Here is a 23,578-nt window from a genome sequence, read left to right on the forward strand (position 1 = left end):
TTGGCCATGTAGAAAGAAATCTTCAGCACCGGTTGCAGCAATGAAAAGTAGCTGGCGCATTACAGTAATATAATGAAATTTGAGGAGACTGACAAGTTGATTGCAGGCCGGAATGTTCTCTTCTATTCTGCGATAATGGTCTTAACCCCTTTTTCCTCTAGTTGTTTGATCACTTCAACAGGCGCGTCTGTGTCGGTAATAATATAATCAACCTGTTCGAGCCCGCAGATGCGGCCAATACCGCGACGGCCAAATTTGGAGCTATCGGCCATCACCACTACCTGCTGCGCCACCTGGATCATTTTTTTATCAAGACTGGCTTCTGCCAGGTTGGTAATGCTTAAACCAAATTCCGGTTCAATGCCATCGACCCCCATAAATAATAATCCGCAGGAAATGTCTTCAAGCAAGCGCTCGCCAAAGGCGCCGGCAGCAGATGCCGAACTATGATGGATCAATCCGCCAATTTGCAGAATATCTACATTGGGCCGGTTGCACAATTCCAATGCCACCCGCAGGGCAGGGGTGATCACCGTTATATGTTTGGTCGGGTACAATGATTCCGCCAGCTCAAATACCGTGGTGCCCGAACCTATAATAATACTGTCGTTCTGGCCTAACAGGGTAAGCGCCGCTTTAGCGATCTTCTTTTTTTGTTCGGCATTCATGAACTCCTTCTCATTGATGGGACGTTCAACTGCGTAAGGATTATTAATGGAGCCACCGCCCTTTGTTCTGAACAACAGATTCTTTTCTTCCAGCAATTTCAGGTCTTTACGAATGGTAACGCCTGAAACCTGCAGTTCTTCACTGAGTTCCTGAATATCAACCCTTCCCTGTTCCTGTAATTTCTGAATAATGAGCTGGTGTCTGTCTGTGATAGTCATCTGACTGTGATTTTTGGGATTATCCCGGTCAAATCTCCTTCTTTTTCTGTAAAAAGGTTACATATCCTTAAATTTTTTAAATAAGGATAATATTAGTCATTCGATTGCGTAACAAAACTACTGTAATAAGGCTTTAAAAATGTTTATTAGTGTTTAATTTTGTTTAATTTGCTGTCAGGAATAAATGCTTTAAGCCAAGAATTGGGAATTATAGCTGGCCATTTCATGCCTGGTCTAGTACTTTTTGGCTGGAAAGGTTGTCAATTGTTAACAATCGTGGGTTGGTTTTATAGAAATTAAAAGAAAATTTAAAGCGATTGTCAATTAAGCTTATGAAAACTATTCTTACTAAAACAATGGTGGTAGCCGGTCTGATTGCCGTATCTATTATTCAATGCACAAAATCCTCTTCAGGCAACACACCTGATAATGGCAGCGATTCTACCGGCACAGGTACCCAAAAGGAAGTAAGGCAGATCGTTTTTGCCGATCAATCGGTTAACCGGGTGGTGATTGCAGATGTTGACACTAAAAATGTAGTGTGGGAATGGGACCCGGCTCAGTCGAATGTAGCTGCCAGTGATGTGAAATGGTTTGTGAACATGTCTGACGCCAAACCGGTATATAATAATAAATACATCCTGGCCAATGCTTCTGCCGGTGGAGTGGCCCTGGTACGTATAGCCGACAAGAAAACAGTTTTTTATGCTTATGGCGGAAATGGTAATGTGCATTCGACAGAACTGCTGCCCGACGGCAACCTGGTGATCGCCGCCAGTACCGGCAATTACCTGATGTTGTTGCACACCGATACGTCGGTCTTTCCCTACAACGGGTATACCAAAAAGATCACAGTGCCTGATGCGCATAATGTAGTATGGGATAAAAAGAGACAGGAGCTCTGGACTGCTTCCAAAAACAAGCTGTACGGCTTTACCTATAATTTCAATTGTGCAGCGCCCGATCTTACGCTGAAAGATAGCCTCACCCTGCCTGCCAGTGGTTGTCATGATCTGTTTGCCGTGTACGGAAAGGATTCATTATGGTTATCTACCAGCAGTAAAGTATGGGCGATCAATCTGCAGACCAAAGCTGTGACGGAACAATGTGCCCTGGCGCGTATAAAAAGTGTTTCATCAGGACCCGATGAAAACTATCCTGTGATCCTCATGCAATCCATCGATACTGATCAGCAGTGGTACAATGATAAAGTGATTGATGGTAAAGGGAATACTGTGTTGCAATTAACGGGGTTGAAAGCGTATAAAGGAAGGTGGATGCTCGTTAGTTCTTTTAGTTACGATGGGAGTGGTGAAGTGAAGGTGTGTAGGTAGGGTTGATAGGTTAACGGGTTGACAAGGAATGCCAGTTGAAAGTTGAAAGTTGAAAGTTAAAGGTTGAAAGTTTAAAGTTGAATGTAAAAGGCCCGCTGGCGAGTATGAGTTTTTCACGATTGCCGCGATGTGGGTTTGCCGTTTCACGTTTCACTTTTGACGTTTGACGTTTGAATGAAGCGAGTATAGCTATTAGTCGGAAATTGCCGATTGCCGATTGCCGATTGCCGATTGCCGATTGCCGATTGCCGATTGCCGATTGCCGATTGCCGATTGCCGATTGCCGATTGCCGATTGCCGCCCCAGGCTACTGTATCCAAAAACGATTCTCAATAAGCCATATGTTACAAAAAAACAACAACACACTCGCCGACAAAACCGGCATTCCCATGTCCCTGCTATGGGGCTATGTAGGTATACTTATATTCATGATGGGCGATGGTATGGAAACGGGCTGGTTAAGTCCGTACCTGAAAACGCAAGGCATGACCATTGAACAAAACGCCTCTTTATTTACTGCCTATGGCATTACGGTAGCCATTTCCGCCTGGTTTTCCGGGGTGCTGGCAGAAGGTTTTGGTCCTAAAAAGACCATGCTGGCCGGACTGCTATTATACCTGGCAGGTACTGCCGGTTTTGTGGGGTATGGGCTGGCGCACCTGAACTTCCCTGTTATGATCATCACCTATGCCTTGCGTGGATTTGGATATCCCTTATTCGCGTATTCATTTATGGTATGGATTGCCTATCAAAGCCCGAAGGAAAAGCTGGGCCGCGCTGTAGGCTGGTTCTGGTTTGTATTCACGGGTGGATTGAATGTGCTGGGCGCCTTTTATAGCAGCTGGGCCATTGAAAGCCTTGGTTATATCAATACTTTATGGAGCTCGGTGTTCTGGGTGTTGATCGGTGCCTTCTTTGCGTTGCTGTTGAATAAAGCCGCTTTTAAAACCGGTTCAAATGCGAACGAGGCCGGGAGCAAGGCCCGCGAGTTGTTAAAAGGATTGACCATCGTACAGGCGGAGCCGAAAGTGTTGATCGGTGGTATTGTTCGCATTATTAACACTACGGCGCAATTTGCATTCCCGGTGTTCCTTCCTATGTACATGGAGAAACATGGTTTCGATACCACTACCTGGTTACAGATCTGGGGCACCATTTTTACGAGCAATATCATCTTCAATCTGATCTTTGGTTTTGTGGGTGATCGCCTGGGCTGGCGTAATACCATTATGTGGTTTGGTGGTGTTGGATGTGCTATTACTACGCTGTTGCTGTACTATGTGCCACAGGCCGCACCCGGTAATTTCACCATTGTGCTGGCTGCCGGTATTTTATGGGGTGCTTGTCTGGCAGGTTATGTGCCGCTCTCTGCATTGGTGCCTTCTCTGGTGAAAAAAGACAAAGGTGCAGCCATCGCCATTCTGAACCTGGGAGCAGGTTTGCCGGTTTTTGTAGGACCCGCATTGGTGGGGTTGTTCTTTAGCGCAGTAGGAGAGGAAGGAATCATTTGGATACTGGCCATTTTATATTTTATCAGCGCTGTATTAACAAAATTCATTACGCTGCCCGATAACGCCAAAACATTGAATCATGTAAAGGCAGATAATACAACATTAGAAGCTACTATATAACACACAGAAATAAAATCAAAGCATTATGAAGATACTTGTGACGGCGCCGTATAATGATAACGGGTTAATAACATTGCAGGAACATTTTGGTGAGGTAATTTACAGACCCTGGAAACCGAATGGCCGGGCATATTATGCCGATGAATTAACGACGTTGTTAACCGCAACCGGAGCCAATGCATTGATAACGGAACACGATCATGTGACAGCTGATGTAATAAATGCGCATCCTCATTTGCAATTTATTGGTGTATGCCGGGGAACTCCTTCTAATGTAGCCATTGAAACAGCTACCAAACATGGTATTCCTGTTTTTTATACGCCGGCGCGCAATGCACAGGCCGTGGCAGAGATGTTCATTGCCAATGTGATCACCTTTATGCGTAACACGCTGGCCGGGGTGGAATGGTTAAAAGGCCGCAACTGGGCAGCAGGAGCTCATACCTCCTATCTGCAGTTCAAGGGTACGGAGCTGGCTGGTAAAACAGTAGGGATGGTAGGGTTTGGCGCTATTGGTCAACTGATAGCTTCCATGCTGCAATGTTACCCCTGTCCGGTACAGTTTTATGACCCGTATGTTACTACTTATGATAAAGCATATCGCGCTGTTTCTTTACAGGAAGTTTTTGCCACCAGCGATATTGTTTCCATTCACTTGCCGGTGACGGAGCAAACCAAAGGATTGATCGATTATTCACTGTTATCGAAAATGAAGGCGAGTGCCATTTTTGTAAACACGGCACGCGCCGTGGTGGTACAACGGAACGATCTGTTGCGGGTGTTGGAAGAAGGGACTATCCGTGGCGCTATCCTCGATGTGTTCGATCATGAACCGCCTGATGAAATTGATTATAAAATAATCGACCATCCCCATGTGCTTCCTACGCCGCATATTGCAGGCGCTACTTTTGAGGTGGAAGATCATCATGTAACTATATTAAATAAAACCCTGGTTGGCTGGTACATTGAAAATAAAAAGACCGGCGCCAGACTGGCCAATAAAGAATTACTCACTGTTCAGCTATAATCTTTACCATGACTTCAAAAGAAGCTTATCTAATTATTGATATCGGTACCGGCAATGTACGGGTGGCGGCCACCAGTACCAGTGGAACGGTATTAAGTGTTGCCCGGGAAGATATTCAATACATCCGTGACGATAAATATGCCGATGCCCTGTATTTTGATGCCAATGCCTTATGGAAACAGGTGACCACATTGGCGAAACAGGTTATGTCTGCATTGCCTGGTGTTACGATCAGGGCAGTAACAGCCACCAGCCAACGCGAAGGCATTGTGTTATTGGGCAAGAATGGCGAGTCGCTGATCGGATTGCCTAATATTGATCACCGCGGCCGGGAATGGGAAGAAATAGTTCCCGATAAAACGATCGTGTATAAACTCACCGGCCGGTATCCTGGTTCTTTGTTCTCTGCGTTCAAATTACTGGGTATAAAAAAACGGTGGAAAGAGATCTGGCAGAACACCGTGAGCTTTGTAAGTATCAGTGATTGGGTGGAATATAAATTGAGCGGCGTAATAAAATACGAGCACTCGCAGGCTTCAGAAACCCTTTTGTATGATGTACAATACAGGGAATGGAGCGAAGATCTGTGCGATGTGTTTGCACTGGATAGTTCATTGCTGCCACCCCTGATCAATTCAGGAACTATGCTGGGGCTTGTATTACCTGACATGGCAGCCAGTTTAACCATTTCAAAAGAAGCCGTTGTGGTGGTCGGTGGCGGCGATACCCAGCTCGCTATAAAAAGCACCCAGCCCGCTGTAGAAGATATAGTGATCGTTTCCGGTACCACAACGCCCATTGTAAAGCTGGTTGATACTTATCTGCTCGATGCGCACCAGCGTACCTGGACGAGCAGGGATATAGAAACCAGTCGGTTGGTGTTTGAAGCCAATGCAGGAGTTACCGGTCTTAATTTTCAACGGTTGAAGGAAATCTTTTATCCCAATGAAAGTTATGCGGTCATTGAGCAGGAGCTGGCAGCTACCAACGATTCTTTTTGCATTGCTTCGTTGGGTTCACTGGTAGCCGATGAAAAAACACCCCTGATAAAAGGTGGGTTTGTTTTTCCAACACCGGTTTCGCATCAGTTAACACGCGGTCACTTTGTATGGGCCACTATGCTGGATATCGCCTGTTCTATTGCGGAGAATTACAAAATATTGTGCGAAGTAGCTGGCCACCAGCCAGATTATGTATGGGCCTGCGGCGGTGGTTTGCAAAGCGTTGCCCTGCGTAGTTTGCTGGCAGGTTTGTTAAACAAAAAAGTACAGGTGAGACGCGGTTTCGAACAATCATCCGTTATTGGTGGTGCGCTTATCTGTAATGAAGCGTTGAAGGCCTCGGTAGCATTCGATGATACCATTGAAGTAGTACATCCGCAACAGCAGGAGTATTATGCAAGGATGTATAAGGAGTGGAAGAAAACGAGAATGAATTTTAGGAGCATTCAGTGAAGAAAAAGACCTGACAGGTCTTGTGCTGTCTTACCAGGCACAAGCGGACGCTTGCGCCGGGTAGGAGAATAGCATAAGATCTGCGTACTTAACAGGTCTTGTCCCCGCAGAGACTCGAACTCTGGGCCCATTGATTAAGAGTCAATTGCTTTATGAAGATGGATTCATTATTAAAATAGAATGACCTGTCAGAGCCTGCCCCGCTTTGCGGGGTGCAATTCAACCCACTACTATGGCAAGCTCAAATGATGCACCTTACAGGTCTTGGCAATATGGTAACTAACATGAAAAGTAAATATTTCATAGGTGTCGATGTAGGCACTCAAGGCGCAAGGGCGGTATTGATTGACGCTGCCGGCGAAGTGTTCGGCAGCGGAGAACAGGCCTTCCCTTTAAGTAATCAATCCCGGGAAGAACAATCACCGGAACAATGGTGGCGCGATTGTTTGTTGTGTCTGCAGCAAGTAGTATCGCAAGTGAGATCACAGATCAACCTGGCGGACATAAAAGCTATTGCAGTTACCTCCACTTCCGGGACAATCATTCCACTCGATAAAAATAATGCACCTCTGTATAATGCCATTATGTACAGCGACCCGCGTTCGGCTGAAGAAGCGAGTTTTTGTAAAAAAGTTGCGTTGGCTGAGCACAGCAATGGTTACACTACTTTTAATGCCAGCAGTGGATTGCCCAAAATGTTATGGTTTATAAAACGGTATCCCGATAAGGTGGACCTGTTGGGTAAATTCATACATGCGGCTGATTTTATTACCGGAAAGCTGAGTGGTGTGTACGAGGTGACTGATTATACCAATGCATTGAAGTCGGGGTATGATGTACGCAAAAAAGAATGGCCTGCTTACATCTGGGAAAAACTGCCTATTCAACAAAGCTGGTTGCCAACAGTACAATCCTCCGGAACAATTGTAGCCACCCTATTGCCGGAGCTGGCCGTTGCATTGGGATTGCCCAAAGGTATACATGTAGTAACAGGTATGACGGATGGATGTGCCGCACAAATTGCTTCGGGGGCAGTACAGATCGGCGACTGGAACACGACCATTGGTACAACGCTGGTAGTAAAAGGCGTAACCACCCGCGAGATCGATGATCCGCATGGGCGTTTGTATTGTCATCGTCACCCCGAAGGATATTGGATGCCCGGCGGCGCCAGTAATACCGGGGCCGATTGGGTAACCCGTGATTTCGGAACTAACCTGGATGAGTTAACAAAGCAAGCTGCCGCATTAGTGCCTACACGGCACATGGCCTGGCCGCTGAAACAATCCGGTGAACGATTTCCCTTTATTGCACCGCAGGCAATGGGTTTTCAACCTGCCGGATTACCATCCGCCGAATTGTTTGCCGCCTGTATGGAAGGGGTAGCTTATATAGAACGGTATGCGTATGAGGTTATAACGCAATTATCGGGGGAAAGCGTAACAGCTGTGTTTACGGCAGGTGGCGGCAGTAACAGCGATCTGTGGTTGCAGATCAGGAGCAATGTACTGCAGTTGCCTGTTTATAAAATGAAACACGTTACGGGGGCTGTAGGGGCCGCTATTATCGCGGCGTCGCAAACGCATTTTATGTCACTCACGGAAGCAGCCAGGGCATTAACGCAAATTGAAAAAGAAGTATATCCGCAGCCAGCGGCTGTAGCTGCTTATCAACAGAATTACCAGCAATTCATCAATATCCTGGCCAGTAAAGGCTATATCAGTAAAACAGCATATGCTTAATATTTATTTGATCAGGCATGGAGAGACCGCCTGGAATGCCGATAACAACCGCTATTGCGGAAGAACAGATATTCCATTGACCGAAAAAGGATTGAAACAAGCCGAAACCTTGCGTCAACAATTATTGTCTATTACCTGGGAGGGCGTTTTCTCTTCACCCTTGCAACGAGCGTATACTACCGCCCAAATAGTCACTGGTGCTAACGTAGTAAAAGACGACAGGTTAATAGAAGCCGATTTTGGAAAGTGGGAGCAAAAGACCAAAGAAGAGTTTATGGCCGAGAATGCATCCTTGTGGCACAACTGGATGAGCGATCCTGCCATCAACCGGGCAGGAGGTACCGGTGAAACGGCTACAGAGATCGTACAACGGATGGATGCATTTTTTCAATCATTACAGCAACAATATACTGCCGGTAATTTTCTGGTGGCTGCGCATAATGGGGTGAACCGGTTATACCTGGCGCATAAACTGGGTATGCCGTTACGTAATTACCGCATGTTCTTTATGGAAAATTCAGCTGCCAGTATGTTTACCTTAGAGCCAACTGGCAGTTTTATGCTGCGCTACCTCAATTCAAAATTCTGATCGATATTAAAAATAATAATTTATGGATCTTCGTCGTGCCGCCAGACAACTCGCTGTAATAGCCGGTTGTTTTATTGTTTCCCAGGTAATGGGACAGTCGAAAAAAATAAATGTGCTGAACATCAGTACTCCACAGCAACTGCAGCAGTACTTTAAATACACGGGTCATGATGTTCCGCTGGTCAGTGGGCACCGCGGTGGTCCCGATGCTGGTGCGCCAGAAAACAGCCTGGAAGCCTTTGAACACTCCCTGCAATTTACGCCGGCTACATTTGAGATCGATCCCCGGTTAACAAAGGATAGCGTGATCGTTTTGCTGCACGATGATACACTTGACCGTACTACTACCGGTAAAGGAAAGCTGAATAATTACACCTGGGCGGAAGTGAAAAAAATGCAACTGAAAGATGTAAATGGAAAAGTAACACCTTATCGTATACCTACCCTGGAAGAAGCTATTATTTGGGCTAAAGGTAAAACGGTATTGATACTTGATAAAAAAGATGTACCCATGGAAACAACGGCAGCACTCATTAAAAAGCATCATGCCGAAGCCTGGGTAATGATCACCGTGCACAATGCCAAACAGGCGAAGTTTTACTACGATGATAACAAAAACGTAATGTTCGAGGCTTTTGTAAAAACAAAAAAAGCCATGATGGAATATGAAGAGGCTGGCATTCCCTGGCAACAGATCATGGCTTACATTGGGCCGGAAGATAAACCGGAGAATAAAGAATTGATAGACCTGTTGCACCAGCGTGGCGTAATGTGTATGATCTCCAGTGCGCCTACGTACGATAAGCTGTCAACTGCGGAAGAACGGGCGAAAGCCTATGCGCAGATCATCAAAAGCGGTGTTGATGTTATAGAAGCAGATAAAGCTATAGAAGCGGCGAATGCAATTAGATCGTTAGTGCCAGCTTCTAGTGAAAAGAATAAATTTTTTGGTAAGAAGTAGCTGGTGGTATTTGTAGATTCTTACGTATTAGTTTGTAAGTTATTAAGTTATTAAGTTATTAGGTTCGTAAGTTATTAAGTTTATAAGTTGTCGCGAGTCTAAACCCAATAACCCAATAACCCAATAACCCAATAACCCAATAACCCAATAACCCAATAACCCAATAACCCAATAACCCAATAACCCAATAACCCAATAACCCAATAACCTACGAACCTAATAACAAAAAAAATGGACCGTCGCAAATTCATAACACTTTCATCCCTGGCAACTGCACATTTGGCTACTGCGCAAACCGGTATTGCCCAATGGGCCACGCATTTTAACGGCATTCCGTATTCGGAGCTGAAAGAAAAGTTTGTAGTACCCGGACAGGCATTTCAACCTGGTTGTTATTGGTGGTGGTTCAATGGTCTTATGGATAAAGAAGGCATTACGCGCGACCTGGAGGAATTTAAAGCCAAGGGCATGGGCGAGGTGCTGATGATCAATTCGGCGGGTGGTCTCGGTGGTGCCAAAGTGCCACAAGGTGCTTTGTTCCTTTCGCCGGAATGGCGTGAACTATACCGGTTTGCCTTGAAGGAGGCCAATCGTCTTGGTATAAAAATGGGTGTGAACATGAGTTCAGGCTGGTGTATGGGTGGGCCCTGGATACCGCCACAACATAGTTGTCGCTGGTTCCTTCAATCAACAGTAACAATACAGGGACCTCAAAAATTTTCCGGTACATTACCATTGCCCGGTAACCGGGATGGGTATGATAACCTGGTAAATGCACCCGGGTGGAAGGAATATATCGATCTGCCCCTGGAGCAGATCGATTACCGTGATACGGCTATCGTGGCCATTCCAGCTGCTGCCAACAACAACCCCTTAAGAACAGATAAGCGGTCAACCCTTTTTATTGCCAAAACCAACCGCAAGGATGCAAGCAATTTTATAAAAGCAAATGACGTGATGGGGCCGGTATCAACAGCCTGGGAAACCATGCCCGGCGATCGACCCATACCGGTTGATAAAGTGATTGACCTCACCAGCAAGGTAAATGCAGCTGGACAACTCGATTGGGAGGTGCCTGCCGGCGAATGGACCATCATTCGTACCGGTCATCGCATGACGGGGTCTAAGGTAATGATTGCACAACCCGAAGCCAGCGGGCTTTCGGTTGACTGGTTAAGTCATACCGGGGTTGACCTGCAATTTGAAAACCTGGGAAAGATCTTATTACAGGAAGCAGGTGAGTATGCAGGTAAAACCCTGAAATATTTCTGTGATGATAGTTTTGAAGATGGTTTTCCTAACTGGACAGCAGACCTTCTTCCTCAATTTAAAAAATACCGCGGGTACGATCCAACGCCGTATCTGCCTGTACTAAATGGGTTTATTATTGGCAGTGTAGAGATCAGTGATCGCTTTTTAAACGACTATCGTAAAACCGTGGCTGATTGTCTCGCCGATGAACATTATAGACATTTTGCCGATCTGTGCCATCAAAACGGGTTACAGGTACAAAATGAGGCGGCAGGGCCCAGTCGCTCCGGCACCATGTGTATGGATGCGTTAAAGAACCTGGGGCGCAGTGATATGCCCCAGGGTGAGTTCTGGCTGGGTGGTAAACACGATGAAGCAGGCGGGCTTGATGAAAAGCTCGGTTATGGCGTAGTTCGATTGGAACAGGGACAAAATAAAGTGACTAAAATGGTTACGTCTGCCGCGCATATTTATGGTAAGAAAACAGCATCGGCCGAATCGTTCACTTCATTCCGCCATTGGTATGATTATCCTGGCAATATGAAACAGGCGGCCGACCGGGCGTTTTGTGAGGGGATAAACCGTTTTCTGTTCCATACCTCCACGGCTACCCGCCCTAAAGATGGCAAACCGGGAATTGAATACGGTGCAGGCACCCATTTTAATCCAAACGTTACCTGGTGGGACCAGGCAGGTGCTTTCCTGGATTATATCAGTCGATGCCAGTATCTGTTGCAGCAGGGTCTGTTTGTGGCCGATGTGTTGTATTACAACGGAGATATTACGCCGAATATCGTACTGCCCAAACATGTTGATCCGGCAGTGGGAAAGGGATATGATTATGATGTTTGCAATGAAGAAGTGCTGCTGACCCGGATAAGCGTCAGGAACGGCAAACTGGTATTGCCCGATGGAATGAGTTATCACGTGCTGGTACTAAGAGAAAATGCTTCCATGCCGGTGCCGGTATTGATGAAAATAAAAGAACTGGTGTTGGCTGGGGCCACAGTAGTAGGGCCCAGACCGGAAAAGGACAGTGGACTGAAAGATTATCCACAATGCGATGCCCGCATCAAAGAGCTGGCCGCTTTCATTTGGGGTGCCTGTGATGGAAAAACCGTCAAGCAGCAAATGGTGGGCAAAGGAAAGATCTACTGGAATGTTCCCATATATGACATACTGAAAGAAAAAGGGGTAGGGCCTGATCTTATCTGTGACAATGACAATGCTTTCATTGATTTTATCCATCGCAGCATTGGTGATACGGAAATATATTTTGTCGCCAATCGAAACAATCGCGAAGACACGGCTATCTGCCGTTTTCGTAACAGTTATGGCAGACCGGAAATATGGGATGCCGTAACAGGAGAAATGGGACCGGCAGCGGTATACAGTCAGGAGTCAGGTTATGCCAGTGTTCCCTTGATCTTTGCGCCTTTTCAATCGTGGTTCATTGTATTTAAAAAGCCAGGCCAACAGAAGCGGACCATTGACAAGAAACCAGTAAAGAATAAAATGTCGTTTAAACCCGTGCAGGAGTTGAGGGGCGCCTGGTCGGTGCATTTTGACACAGCATGGGGCGGGCCTGCAAACGTAGCGTTCGCTACATTGGAAGACTGGACCAAACGACTGGAAGAAGGGATAAAATACTATTCCGGCAAAGCAGTTTATGTAAAACGCTTCGATGCAGATGAGGTACAACCAGGGGTACCGTATTTCCTGGAAACTGGTGTGGTGCACAATATTGCCGAAATAAAACTGAACGGTAAAAAGCTGGGCATACTGTGGACGGCACCCTGGCGGGTTGAGGTGACCGGTTTGTTACGACCGACCGGTAATGAACTGGAAATAGTAGTAGTAAATTGTTGGCCCAACCGGTTGATCGGTGATGCCGCATTGCCATCGGAAAAAAGACTCACCCGGACCAATATAGTATTTAAACCCGATGCACCTTTAATGCCTTCGGGATTATTAGGCCCGGTAGTGATCACTAAAGGGGAAGGGTGAAGGTCTTTCATTCGTAATGACTGATGAAATGCAGTCATTACGAATGGTGAGATCCTTTTTACATTCCCAGAGCCACAGGAGGGATTTGATTAAATAGTTTTTGTAAGGTGATGCTGAAATCGGCAAAGTTCATCGGCTTGGTGATACAGGCCGATCCATAGTATTTACAAAACTCAATATCATCTTTAGTGGCGGAAGTGGTGAAAATGGCAATCGGAATTTCCTGCCATTTTTCAATGCTTCTTAAATGTTGCAAAGTTTCTCTCCCGTTCATTTTGGGCATGTTCATATCGATCATGATCAATGAGGGGAATGGTTTTTTTTCTGATTCAAGCTGATTCAGGATCTTGATACCCGCCTCACTGCTTTGTGCTTTAAAAAGGGTAATATCAGGAAACAAAGTATTAACAGATTCTTCGAATATCAACAGATCATCCTGGTCATCGTCTATGTATAATATCGTCATTGGTACACGCTTCATACTTTCTGATAATAGATTGTAGTTTGAATAATAATTGCTCACCCAGGTTTAATCTGAGTGGTCAATTTTTCTTCTTTCACGAGACTAAGTTAGTCGTACTGAATACTTCAGCGCTACAAGTAGTGAGAATACGGAATGATGTGTATGCTTACCGTCAGAACATTAACCAGTACCTGAAGTTGTTCAGTACCGGGTGCATTAGTTGAAGATATTATGGAATCGGGTTGTATTGAGTGTATATGTCTCTAAAACAAGCGATTCCTTATTCGAACAATACATAGCAATAGTCTGGCCAAACTTTCCCGGAAGCAATATTTAGCAGGTTTAACAGGATGGAAATCAGGGTGATTTATAGGGGATAATAAAAAAGTTTTGCAATAAAAAAGGCCCTCCGTTTACCTGTTAAACCGAGGGGCCTTTTTGTTGTCTATCATTTACTTTGCGTTTATCGCGGCTTTTGTGGCCGGAAAACAATCAATGATATTGGGTGTTATGCTATTGAAATTAAATGACTGAAGTCGTTTAGTGGTGTATGTTTGCACACCTTGTTGAATGGTGACCAATATATCCACTGGCATTTGTTTAAATATTTGTGTTGTTGCCTTGCCAGGCCATTGTATCGCAATTTCATCAATGGTGGTTGCCGCGCCTGTGCCTATATGTTGCATGAGTGGGTTGGCGCCAAAACTTCCGCCTGAATTTACATCCCGATATACCACACGTTTACTGCCATTATCAGTAAAAGATATTTTTATCCGCGCTCCAATTGCTGCCCGGTTGCATTGGCTTCCTTGCAGGGTAAGTAATAACCGGTGATTGTTGTTTTGACCGGGATTCAGGTACAATGAGTTTTCGTATGCATCCCCTACATAGGCACCCCCCATTTCAATATAAATATCCTGATCGCCGTCATTGTCCAGGTCAACAAAGGAAACACCATGTCCCTTTTGCAGATTACCAACGCGAGCGGGAATGGTTACATCGGCAAAGCGCTGGCCCCCCACGTTTTTAAACAGCTTATTCGGAACTAAAGAAGCGTATTGAGGATTGCCGGTGCCCATGTAAAAGTCGAGCCAGCCGTCGTTGTCGATATCGCCAAAATTGCCGCCCATAGAAAAGGCGATCCTGTTCAATCCCGTGCTTTCCGTTACATCTTCAAACGTTCCATCGTGTTTATTGCGGAACAGGAATATATGCCCGGATCTCTGGGGCATATGTAATGCTTCTGCCGCTGCATACCAGGCTAGTGAGCGGGTGAATTCATAACCACTGACCAGGATGTCGAGATATCCATCATTGTCATAATCCCAGAACCAGGTGGTGAAAGTAGACGTAGTATTTTCAGTCAGTCCTGCTTCCTGCGAAACGTTTGTAAAATGGCAGCTGCCATTTGTAATGCCTTCATTTTTAAACAGGATCTTTTTCCCGTTTAATGTGGAAAGGAAAAGATCAACATAGCCATCATTGTTATAGTCGCCCGAGGTTACGCCTTTTACAAAAGCAGTCATGGCGCAACCGGTTTTGTATGATGATTCGGTAAATGTGCCGTTGCGATTATTAATATAAAATTCGCAGGGGTAGATCTCACCGGTAGGGCCTGTTTCATTTCCGATATATACATCGAGCCAGCCATCATTGTTAAAATCGGCCCAGGTAGCGGTTTGGGTAGGGTAGAAGGATAATAACCCTGCTTCATGAGTAACATCGGTAAAGGTGCCATCGCCATTATTTCTTAATAGCGAATTGGGCTCTTTACCGAATTTCCCTTTCCAGGCTCCCCGCAGCACAAAAATATCTTTCCAGCCATCATTGTTGTAGTCGGTTTGCACCATATTCAAGCCTCCGGTAAGTTCTTTTAATCCCGAAGCCGCAGTGGCATCTGTAAAGGTGCCATTCCGGTTGTTTATGTAATAATGCATCCCTTCCTGTATTCCCCAGCTGCTGGTTACTATATCAACGTAGCCATCATTATTAAAATCATCTATAACGCTGCCACCGGCCATGTTTTTTATATTCAGTCCAACCCTGGCAGAAAGGTCCCTGAATGGTTTAATGGGGCAACTACTATCGGCGGCGGGCAGGGTTAATAAAAATTGTGGCGGCACACCTTGTGGATAGTTGCCGGTAGCCATATACGCTATATTAAGCAGCCACCTTGATTCCAGGTCGCTGTCATCGTATTTCAGCAAGGTGGTATATAGTTCAATGGCTTTTTCAGCCCCCTGTTTGTTAATGTGTATTCCTTTATTGGCAATGGGATAAATACACGATTCGCCATTGTGATTATAAATACAGTTCTTTCTTTCGCCCAGGCGAAGGTAGGCAATGGCCAGGCCTTTCAGGATCAGCTTTCTGTTATCAACCAAATAGGGGGGCAGCCTTTTTAAAAGATCTTCGAAGATCGGAATGGCTTTATCTTCCTGTCCCAGTTCAAGCAGGGTATTGGCCTTACCAAAGGTTGCGGAAGCCGAATCCGGATAAGAGACTGATGCATGTATTAATGAATCGTAGAACGTATACTTTCTATCAGATGCAAACGCATTGCCGGGCGCATTTTCACTGATGGCAACAGTTTTCAGCAGATCGATCATTTTTTTATTGGGCGAATATTGGTTATTGCAAGAGAAGGCCGGCCATAAAAGTATGGCCAGCCATGCTCGAGGAAAGGCAACGGTCATGGAAGTATATATTGAGGCCTGTGATCAATGTACCATTGATCAGGAAGCCGAGTGGATGAATAGGCAGGGGAATTTCCCCACCGGGTTTTCTTTAAATAAGCGTTAGCAGGTTAAACCCTGTGGAGGCTGGAATGGAGCGTTTAAATAGGGCAGTATTAACGGTGGCGTCGGATCTTGTACTGTTTTACCGGCTTCCTTCAGCGGAAATGCTATAGTAAGCTGTGTTGCCGGTTGATAGTATTCAATACAGACCGGATTTTTTTTAAGCGCACCGGTGTCTTTGGCGTTAGCGGGTATATCATTTACTTTGCCTGCATATTCAATGCGTACTGAATTTAACTGGGTCTTGTTTTTATTTGGCAGGCAAAGCAGATAAAGGGTATCGTTGTGGACCTTTCTTTTTACGTAGCTATAGAACACACCATTCACCTCTGCTTCTCCATCTATTCGTTCATAATCATTCCAGTTGGTAAGATAAGGTGTATGTAATGCGATCTTTACTTCAATGAGCTCGTTGTCATGGTACTCGTGGTTATCGAGCTGTAGCGTTAGTTGTTTGTTGGACTGCTGCATGTAATAGTCAAATAGCAGCGTATATCCTGTAAGGTTAAAGAGATGTACTGCAAGCAATAATATGGCCAGGCACTGTTTCAGCGGTAAAGCGAAAATTTCCTGAATTTACTTAAAATCGGGCAAAGGGTCACGCATATTTTTAATTGTAATTCCTTTATGCGGTTATGCATCTATGAAATGCAGCAAGTGATGTAGATGAGAAATGTTTACTTGCCAAAAATTTAAAATTTGTGTGTACAATTTTCCTCAGTAAATTCATGGAGAATTGCATTTCTTCCTGATCCGGCCATTTGCGTTGCAGATCCCTGACGCTGTAGTACCAGTCGCAAAAACTTTGAAACATTACATGTTGCTTACGATTGTTTGTCTCTGATCCTGTCTCTTGCGAGGCTCCGGTGAGCCTATGCGCTATTGAATATGGCCAAAAAAAACCAACCATAATGAGCATTCAATCAAAGACTATTTTATTTGTAACAGGCTGTTTTGTTAGTTACAAATGCTGGGACGACTGGGTCAATTTCTTTGAAAGTAAAGGTTATACGGCCCTGGCGCCGGCCTGGCCTTTGAAAGAGGGGGCTCCCGACCTGTTACGAAGCCAACACCCGGATTCTCCTATTGCCACACTGCGAATGAATACGGTGTTGAATAACTACATCGAGATTGCCAAGCAGTTGCCTGAAAAGCCAATTATTATCGGTCATTCGTTTGGCGGATTAATGACACAGATCCTGATCAATCGCGGTTATGGGGCATTAGGTGTGGCCATTCATCCCGTTCCGCCCCAGGGCGTTATTCCATTGGAATTGTCATTTTATAAAGCCGGAACGGGCTCGCTGGGTTTATTCACTTCTACCAAAAAAGATTACCTGATGTCGTTCAAAACCTGGCAATATGCCTTTACGAACGGTATGCCGGAGGCAGTGCAACGGGCGGAATATGATAAGTTTGTGGTGCCGGAATCAAAGCTGCTCGCCCGGGATGGACTAACAAGCGCTGCTAAAGTAGATTTCAGTAAACCTCATGCGCCTTTGCTCATTGTTTCCAGTCCTGCCGATAACATCATTCCGGCTTCCCTCAATAAACGCAATTTTAAACGCTATAAACAAAATAATGGATCGATAACGGAATACCTGGAAGTGCCGGGTCGAAACCACCATGTTTTAGGATTATCTACCTGGAAAGAGGATGCGCAACAGATCCTGGAATGGATACAGAAGCAATAATGGTGTTCATTTGTGCCTTAATACTTACGGGTATGGAGGCGTTTTTTTTGGCTGCAAACAGTATCTTGCAGTACCAAAAACCATTTATCATGAACCGCTATTTATTAATTTTTTCGGGGGTAATTTCCCTGCTATTGTTTTCATGCCATAAGATCGATCTTGGCAATAACGATAACATTAATGATGCTACGAAGATCAAAGCCAGTTTGTTTACGCCTGTACGAAGTTGGTTTAAATTAAGATCGATAGCAGGCACCTCTAAATACGCGAGAAGTAGTACTATTTATAAGGACAGTGCCGATATCGCCATTGATTCTGTAAATAATAAAATAGTAATTAAGCGTTATTACGGCACAAATTATTCTGATAGTGCTACAGAAACCTATTCCTATAACAGCGATTACCAGCTTACTCTGTATGAGTGCACCAAGAATTATGACCAGTTATACATCAGTCGCATGGAGTTTCAGCGCGATTCCATCGGACAGGTTACCAAAGTGGTTTCCGGTTACCAAAACAGCCTGATAGCTACCAGTGAAGGCCCGGTTACCTATGTTAAACGCGGCGATACTACGTTTATCACTTATCTTGATTCTGCCAAAAAGCACCTTCAGAGTTATTACGATGGACAGGATTTTTACACGGTGGCATTATTGAATGGGAAGTTGATCGCCAGAACAGATTTTCCAATTTATAACAAGCAATCGGATACCTCCCAGTTTAAGTATGAATACGACGGGGCAGGTAACCTGGTCACTTATACCCAGCAATACGGTATTTCAACCCCAACCGTATATACTTATCAACGGGGAAGTCAGGCAGCCCAGGATTTGCAGAAATTTGTTGACCAATGGACCGGTGATCTTTTCTGGTTTACCCGTGCCAAATTCTTTTTCCCACTACAGGAGATCGGATATGATAATTCTATATTAGGAAATGTGGTACAATCTATCCAGAAGAACACGGCGACCATCACTTTTACCAATGCGTTTGATACCAATGGAAACCTGATTTCCACTTCGTACACAGAGCCGCCACCTTACAGTGCGCTTGGTGCACCCACAAAAACTGAAAAATACAGGTATTGGCCGTAAAAGCCGGTAGCCAGTGTTTCTACAGCTACTTGCGTTTTTCTGCATACCCGTTTCCTCCCTTAAAAAAGGAGGAAACTTTGTTTTATAAGGGTAAACCTGGCAACTTATTAGCCTGGCAACACATTCCCTCCCCCGAATGATGTACCTTGCAAAGTGAAACTATTGAGGATTCCCCTATGACAAAGGAAAAGCAAGTACAAGAGGCCCTGGCAGCCCAGTTTCCAGCAGACAGATTGAAAACCCGTCCCATAGACCTGCATGCCTATTCGTCTGATGCCAGTTTTTATACGCTGGTACCCAAGGCGGTTGTATTTCCAGTGAATATTGAAGAAGTGCAGTTGCTTTTTAAACTGGCCAAACAGCACCAGACCTCGCTTACTTTTCGTACCGGCGGTACCAGTTTATCGGGGCAGTCGGTTACTGAGGGGATCATGGTTGATCTGTCGCGCAACTGGCCACTGATCAAAGCCGAGCAACAGGGGGGCGCTGTACGTGTGCAACCGGGGATTACCGGCAGTCGTGTGAACCATTTCCTGAAACAATATAAAAAGAAGATAGGGCCAGACCCCGCTTCCATCAATGCCGCCATGATGGGGGGCATTTTGTCGAACAACTCCAGCGGTATGTGTTGCGGGGTGGTCAATAATAGTTATCATACGCTGAAGCATGTGAAATTTGTACTTCCAAATGGGGAGGTGTTTGATACTGAGAACAAGGATGATTATAAAAGATTTGAAACTACTCAGGCTGAGCTGTCAGCGGGCATTTTGCAGCTGGCCCAACGCATAAAGGACAATCCGGTTTTAACTACAAAGATCAGGGATAAGTACAAGCTCAAAAATACGGTTGGTTACAGCATCAATGCTTTTCTCGATTATGAGCATCCGCTTGACATCCTGGCGCATTTGCTGATAGGAGCCGAGGGTACCCTGGCTTTTATAGCCGAGGCGGTGTTGAACACCATTTCTGATAAACCTTATAAATGTACCGGCCTATTGTTCTTTGATTCCCCTGTAACAGCCTGTAAGGCCATTCCGGCATTGCGGGAAAGCGATGCCGAAGCCCTGGAGTTTATGGACCGGGCCGCCATTCATTCCATTGAAGACCAGGCAGGGGCGCCGGCTTTTCTAAAAGCATTACCGGAAAACAGCGCAGGCATCCTGTGCGAATACCAGTCAGACTCCGCGGCAGGATTACAGGAAAAATTAACCCGGGCCGGCCAGTTCCTGAATTCGCTGCCCATTATTTATAAAACGGAATTTACTACCGACGAATATTTACAGGCCAGTTACTGGAAGCTGCGCAAGGGCATGTACCCTTCTGTGGCAGCGGTACGGCAAAAAGGTACGTCGGCGATGCTGGAAGATATAGCCGTTCCGGTACAACACCTGGGCGATTGCGTGGAAGACCTGCAAAAGCTGTTTATTAAATATAAGTATTACGATGCCATTATATTCGGTCATGCCAAGGAGGGCAACCTGCACTTCCTGGTAACGCAATCGATAGATACACCAGAAGAAGTAGCCGTATTCGGCGCTTTTAATGATGAATTGGCTGAACTGGTCATCAAAAAATACAACGGGGCCTTAAAGGCGGAGCATGGTACGGGCCGTCAAATTGCGCCCTATGTGGAAACGGAGTGGGGTACGGAAGGGTATGCTGTTATGAAGGAGTTGAAAGCCCTGGTTGATCCGGATAATATCATGAACCCGGGGGTTATCATAAACCCGGATAGTACTTGTCATTTAAAAAACCTGAAGCCGCTGCCCGTGGTGGAAGAGGAAGTAGATAAATGTGTAGAGTGCGGATATTGCGAACATAAGTGTCCCAGCCGGAACTTTACCCTTACGCCCCGGCAACGCATTGTGTTACGCCGGTCTTTATCCCGTTTGGAAAAGGCGGGCGATATGGTTACCTACAATAGTATATTGAAAGACTATGCCTACGATGGGCTGGATACCTGTGCTGTGGATGGCATGTGTGCAACCGAATGCCCGGTATCAATAAATACCGGTGAGCTGGTTAAACGGTTGCGGAAAGAAAATCATTCGAAAAACGGCAATGCCATTGCCCTGCAGGTGGCCAAAAATTTTGGATTGGTTGAACGGCTTATTAAAACCGGTTTACGCAGCGGCCGCCTGGTGAACAGTGTGTTTGGCAAAAATGCCATGTTTAAATTAACGAGCGGGATGCGAAAAATAGCCCCTGCTTTTCCATTATGGCCACAACAGTTAACGGCGCCTTTAACAGTTAAACCACAAATACCTGAGCAGGCCGAAGTGGTCTATTTTGTTTCCTGCATCAGCCGTACCATGGGCCGCGATATAGAGAAAAAAGAATCCATTGTGGATGTTTGCCGCCGTCTGGCTGAAAAAGCCAATGTGCGCTTATTGATCCCTTCCAATCTTACAGGTACCTGCTGCGCCCAGCCATTTTCTTCCAAAGGATTCACCCCCGCATACAAGGTGCTGGTAAACAAAACCATTGATACCTTGTGGGAGTGGAGCCAAAGCGGAAGCCTGCCTGTTGTGCTCGATATCACTTCCTGTACACAATCGTTACAAACCTGCCGGCCGTATTTGACATCTGAGAACCAACAGCGGTTCGACCGGTTAAAAATTATTGATAGCCTTCAATTTGCCACAGATATATTATTGCCCCGTTTAACTATTACCAAAAAGAAAAGCAAGGCCGTATTTCATCCGGTATGTTCATTGCACAAGATGAACCTGAACAAAAACCTTTTACAGCTGGCAGCCCAAACCGTTGAAGAGCCTGTTATTCCCAATACTGCGGGCTGTTGTGGGATGGCTGGTGATCGTGGGTTTTATTATCCGGGTTTAACCGCAGCTGCCACTCGTGCTGAAGTAGAAGAGGTAAACAATACCCATTGCAATGATTGTTACTCAACGGCCAAAACTTGTGAAATGGCTCTGGCCGAATCATCGGGCAAGAACTATCGTTCGGTATTGTACTTACTGGATGAAGTAACACAATGATGCTGATCAACTAATAAAGACGGCTACAACGTATTCGCATTTTTTTTTCAAAAAAACCTGATGGAACAGGATGAAAAAATAATGGAATAGTGCAACTTTGCGCATTCCCACCGTGTCTTACCTGGAAACAATAATCCAAAAACAGTTAATTTATAGTACTGTTATTCGCCTGATGAATTCATAAAAAAAATTTATGAGGACCATATGGGCAATGTACAAAATACGTTATCTTTAAGTACATAGTACCATCCGGTATAAACTTGTTAGTAGTAACCCGATCCTTTGCAGGTTAATTAAATATCACTTTCAACACTGTTTTAATAACATTACAGTGGACCATAGGGAAAAGCAATCTCTCCGTAATTTTTGAAACAAGAACTCCGTAACGTTAGCTCTTACCACCTTATCTTATCCTTGCCCGTTTTAGTTAGCGCAAATTGTTCCTTAGAAGACTTAGGCCTACCAGGTCAATGACTATGCCTGCCATGCATAGAAAACAGCTATTGCTCATTTTTTAAAACCCGACCAAAACATGAAGAAGATTCTTGTTATTGAAAACAATGCCGGGATCAGGGAAAATATTGCAGAGATCCTGGAGTTAGCTAATTACAATGTTTTTACTGCTGCAGATGGAAAAACAGGAATTGAAATTGCGTTGCATCAAAAGCCCGATCTTATTTTATGCGATGTATTGATGCCGCAATTGGATGGTTATGGCGTGCTGCATTTGATTCACAAAAATCCCACCATTCGAAACACTCCATTTATTTTTATGTCGGCCATTGCCGATCGGGCGGAAATGCGAAAGGGTATGGAACTCGGCGCAGACGATTACATCATTAAGCCTTTTGAGAAGACCGAGCTGTTACAGGCAATAGAATGTCGTTTAAAGCGTGCTGAATGGTTTAAACAGGAGTTTGTGGCCCGTGAGGTGCCTGTAAATGGCAACGGCCATCCTTTGCACGATATTCCCAAAAACGGTAATGATAGAGATATCCTTTGCCTGTTGAGTGATAACCGGGATGTTTGCAAGTATAAACGCAAACAGATCATTTATGTGGAAGGGAATCGTCCGGCGCGACTATATTATATAAAGAAGGGTAAAGTAAAAACATATAAGACCAATGAAGAAGGGAAGGAGTTGATCGTTGGTATTTATGGGGAAGGCGACTTTTTAGGTTATGTGGCCCTGCTTGAAGGAACGGTTTACAAAGAAAGGGCTGAAACTATGGAAAATACCGAACTGGCCATTATTCCCAAAGATGAATTTGATGGTTTAATGAATACCCGGCGCGAAATGGTAGTACGTTTTATGACCATGATGGCCCGCAACATTACCGAAAAAGAACAATTGTTACTGGGACTGGCCTATAACTCCCTGCGTAAAAAGGTGGCGGATGCGCTGATCACTGTAAACAGGAAATACAAAACCTCCATAAACATAAGTCGCGAAAATCTGGCGGCCATTGCCGGAACGGCTACCGCATCCATGATCCGAACGCTCAGTGAATTTAAAAGCGAAAAACTGATCGATATCCACGATGGCGCCATTACCATATTAAATGAAAAAGAACTGGAAAATTTGTTGAACTGATGATGTAAAATACAAAGTTACCAGAACTTATTAAATAAATTAAAAAGCAAATG

At 45.0% G+C, this 23,578-nt stretch carries 16 protein-coding genes; 12 read left to right on the forward strand and 4 right to left on the reverse strand.

The window, feature by feature from the left end:
- Positions 1-122 precede the first annotated feature (122 nt).
- Positions 123-887, reverse strand: a complete 765-nt coding sequence (locus J7I42_RS27895; RefSeq protein ID WP_209142409.1) for a DeoR/GlpR family DNA-binding transcription regulator — start codon at positions 885-887, stop codon at positions 123-125.
- A gap of 332 nt (positions 888-1,219) precedes the next feature.
- On the opposite strand from J7I42_RS27895, the gene J7I42_RS27900 reads away from it, so the two are divergent.
- From J7I42_RS27900 to J7I42_RS27935, 8 genes are all read left to right on the forward strand, one after another.
- Entirely contained in the window at positions 1,220-2,221 is a 1,002-nt protein-coding gene (locus J7I42_RS27900; RefSeq protein ID WP_209142411.1) for a DUF6528 family protein, read from the forward strand.
- Positions 2,222-2,562: 341 nt separating this feature from the next.
- The gene (locus tag J7I42_RS27905) at positions 2,563-3,852 is read left to right on the forward strand and encodes an MFS transporter (protein ID WP_209142413.1); all 1,290 of its coding nucleotides are present in this window, start codon (positions 2,563-2,565) and stop codon (positions 3,850-3,852) included.
- A gap of 25 nt (positions 3,853-3,877) precedes the next feature.
- A complete protein-coding gene (locus J7I42_RS27910) occupies positions 3,878-4,879 on the forward strand; it encodes an NAD(P)-dependent oxidoreductase (protein ID WP_209142415.1) in 1,002 nt (333 codons plus the stop codon).
- An 8-nt stretch (positions 4,880-4,887) separates the two neighbouring features.
- Positions 4,888-6,333, forward strand: coding sequence for an FGGY-family carbohydrate kinase (locus J7I42_RS27915; protein WP_209142417.1), 1,446 nt, complete (start codon positions 4,888-4,890; stop codon positions 6,331-6,333).
- A gap of 284 nt (positions 6,334-6,617) precedes the next feature.
- Positions 6,618-8,075 (forward strand): FGGY-family carbohydrate kinase, encoded by a 1,458-nt coding sequence (locus tag J7I42_RS27920; protein ID WP_209142419.1) that lies wholly within the window; start codon positions 6,618-6,620, stop codon positions 8,073-8,075.
- A complete protein-coding gene (locus J7I42_RS27925) occupies positions 8,068-8,664 on the forward strand; it encodes a histidine phosphatase family protein (protein WP_209142421.1) in 597 nt (198 codons plus the stop codon). The genes J7I42_RS27920 and J7I42_RS27925 overlap by 8 nt, the downstream gene beginning before the upstream one ends.
- A 22-nt stretch (positions 8,665-8,686) precedes the next feature.
- On the forward strand, positions 8,687-9,625 hold the full coding sequence (locus J7I42_RS27930; RefSeq protein ID WP_209142423.1) for a glycerophosphodiester phosphodiesterase family protein: 939 nt from the start codon (positions 8,687-8,689) through the stop codon (positions 9,623-9,625).
- Between the two features lie 231 nt (positions 9,626-9,856).
- Positions 9,857-12,883, forward strand: coding sequence for a glycosyl hydrolase (locus tag J7I42_RS27935; RefSeq protein ID WP_209142425.1), 3,027 nt, complete (start codon positions 9,857-9,859; stop codon positions 12,881-12,883).
- A gap of 58 nt (positions 12,884-12,941) precedes the next feature.
- On the opposite strand, the gene J7I42_RS27940 is transcribed toward J7I42_RS27935, so the two are convergent.
- The 3 genes from J7I42_RS27940 to J7I42_RS27950 all read right to left on the reverse strand — a co-directional run bounded on the left by J7I42_RS27940 (position 12,942) and on the right by J7I42_RS27950 (position 16,615).
- Positions 12,942-13,364 (reverse strand): response regulator, encoded by a 423-nt coding sequence (locus tag J7I42_RS27940; protein WP_209142427.1) that lies wholly within the window; start codon positions 13,362-13,364, stop codon positions 12,942-12,944.
- A 434-nt stretch (positions 13,365-13,798) separates the two neighbouring features.
- Entirely contained in the window at positions 13,799-16,042 is a 2,244-nt protein-coding gene (locus J7I42_RS27945; protein WP_209142429.1) for a CRTAC1 family protein, read from the reverse strand.
- Between the two features lie 102 nt (positions 16,043-16,144).
- Entirely contained in the window at positions 16,145-16,615 is a 471-nt protein-coding gene (locus J7I42_RS27950; RefSeq protein WP_209142431.1) for a hypothetical protein, read from the reverse strand.
- A 440-nt stretch (positions 16,616-17,055) separates the two neighbouring features.
- Between J7I42_RS27950 and J7I42_RS27955 the strand changes: the two genes are divergently transcribed.
- The 4 genes from J7I42_RS27955 (at position 17,056) to J7I42_RS27970 (ending at position 23,525) form a co-directional block, all read left to right on the forward strand.
- Complete coding sequence (locus J7I42_RS27955) at positions 17,056-17,838, forward strand: alpha/beta hydrolase (RefSeq protein WP_209142433.1); 783 nt, start codon at positions 17,056-17,058, stop codon at positions 17,836-17,838.
- A gap of 89 nt (positions 17,839-17,927) precedes the next feature.
- Positions 17,928-18,932 carry a hypothetical protein gene (locus tag J7I42_RS27960; RefSeq protein WP_209142435.1) on the forward strand — a complete coding sequence of 335 codons (1,005 nt, stop codon included), beginning with the start codon at positions 17,928-17,930 and terminating at the stop codon, positions 18,930-18,932.
- Between the two features lie 176 nt (positions 18,933-19,108).
- A complete protein-coding gene (locus J7I42_RS27965; RefSeq protein ID WP_209142437.1) occupies positions 19,109-21,931 on the forward strand; it encodes an FAD-binding and (Fe-S)-binding domain-containing protein in 2,823 nt (940 codons plus the stop codon).
- A gap of 532 nt (positions 21,932-22,463) precedes the next feature.
- On the forward strand, positions 22,464-23,525 hold the full coding sequence (locus tag J7I42_RS27970) for a response regulator (protein WP_209142439.1): 1,062 nt from the start codon (positions 22,464-22,466) through the stop codon (positions 23,523-23,525).
- Positions 23,526-23,578: the final 53 nt, after the last annotated feature.

The sequence above is a fragment of the Niastella soli genome, assembly GCF_017742245.1.
Classification (GTDB): domain Bacteria; phylum Bacteroidota; class Bacteroidia; order Chitinophagales; family Chitinophagaceae; genus Niastella; species Niastella soli.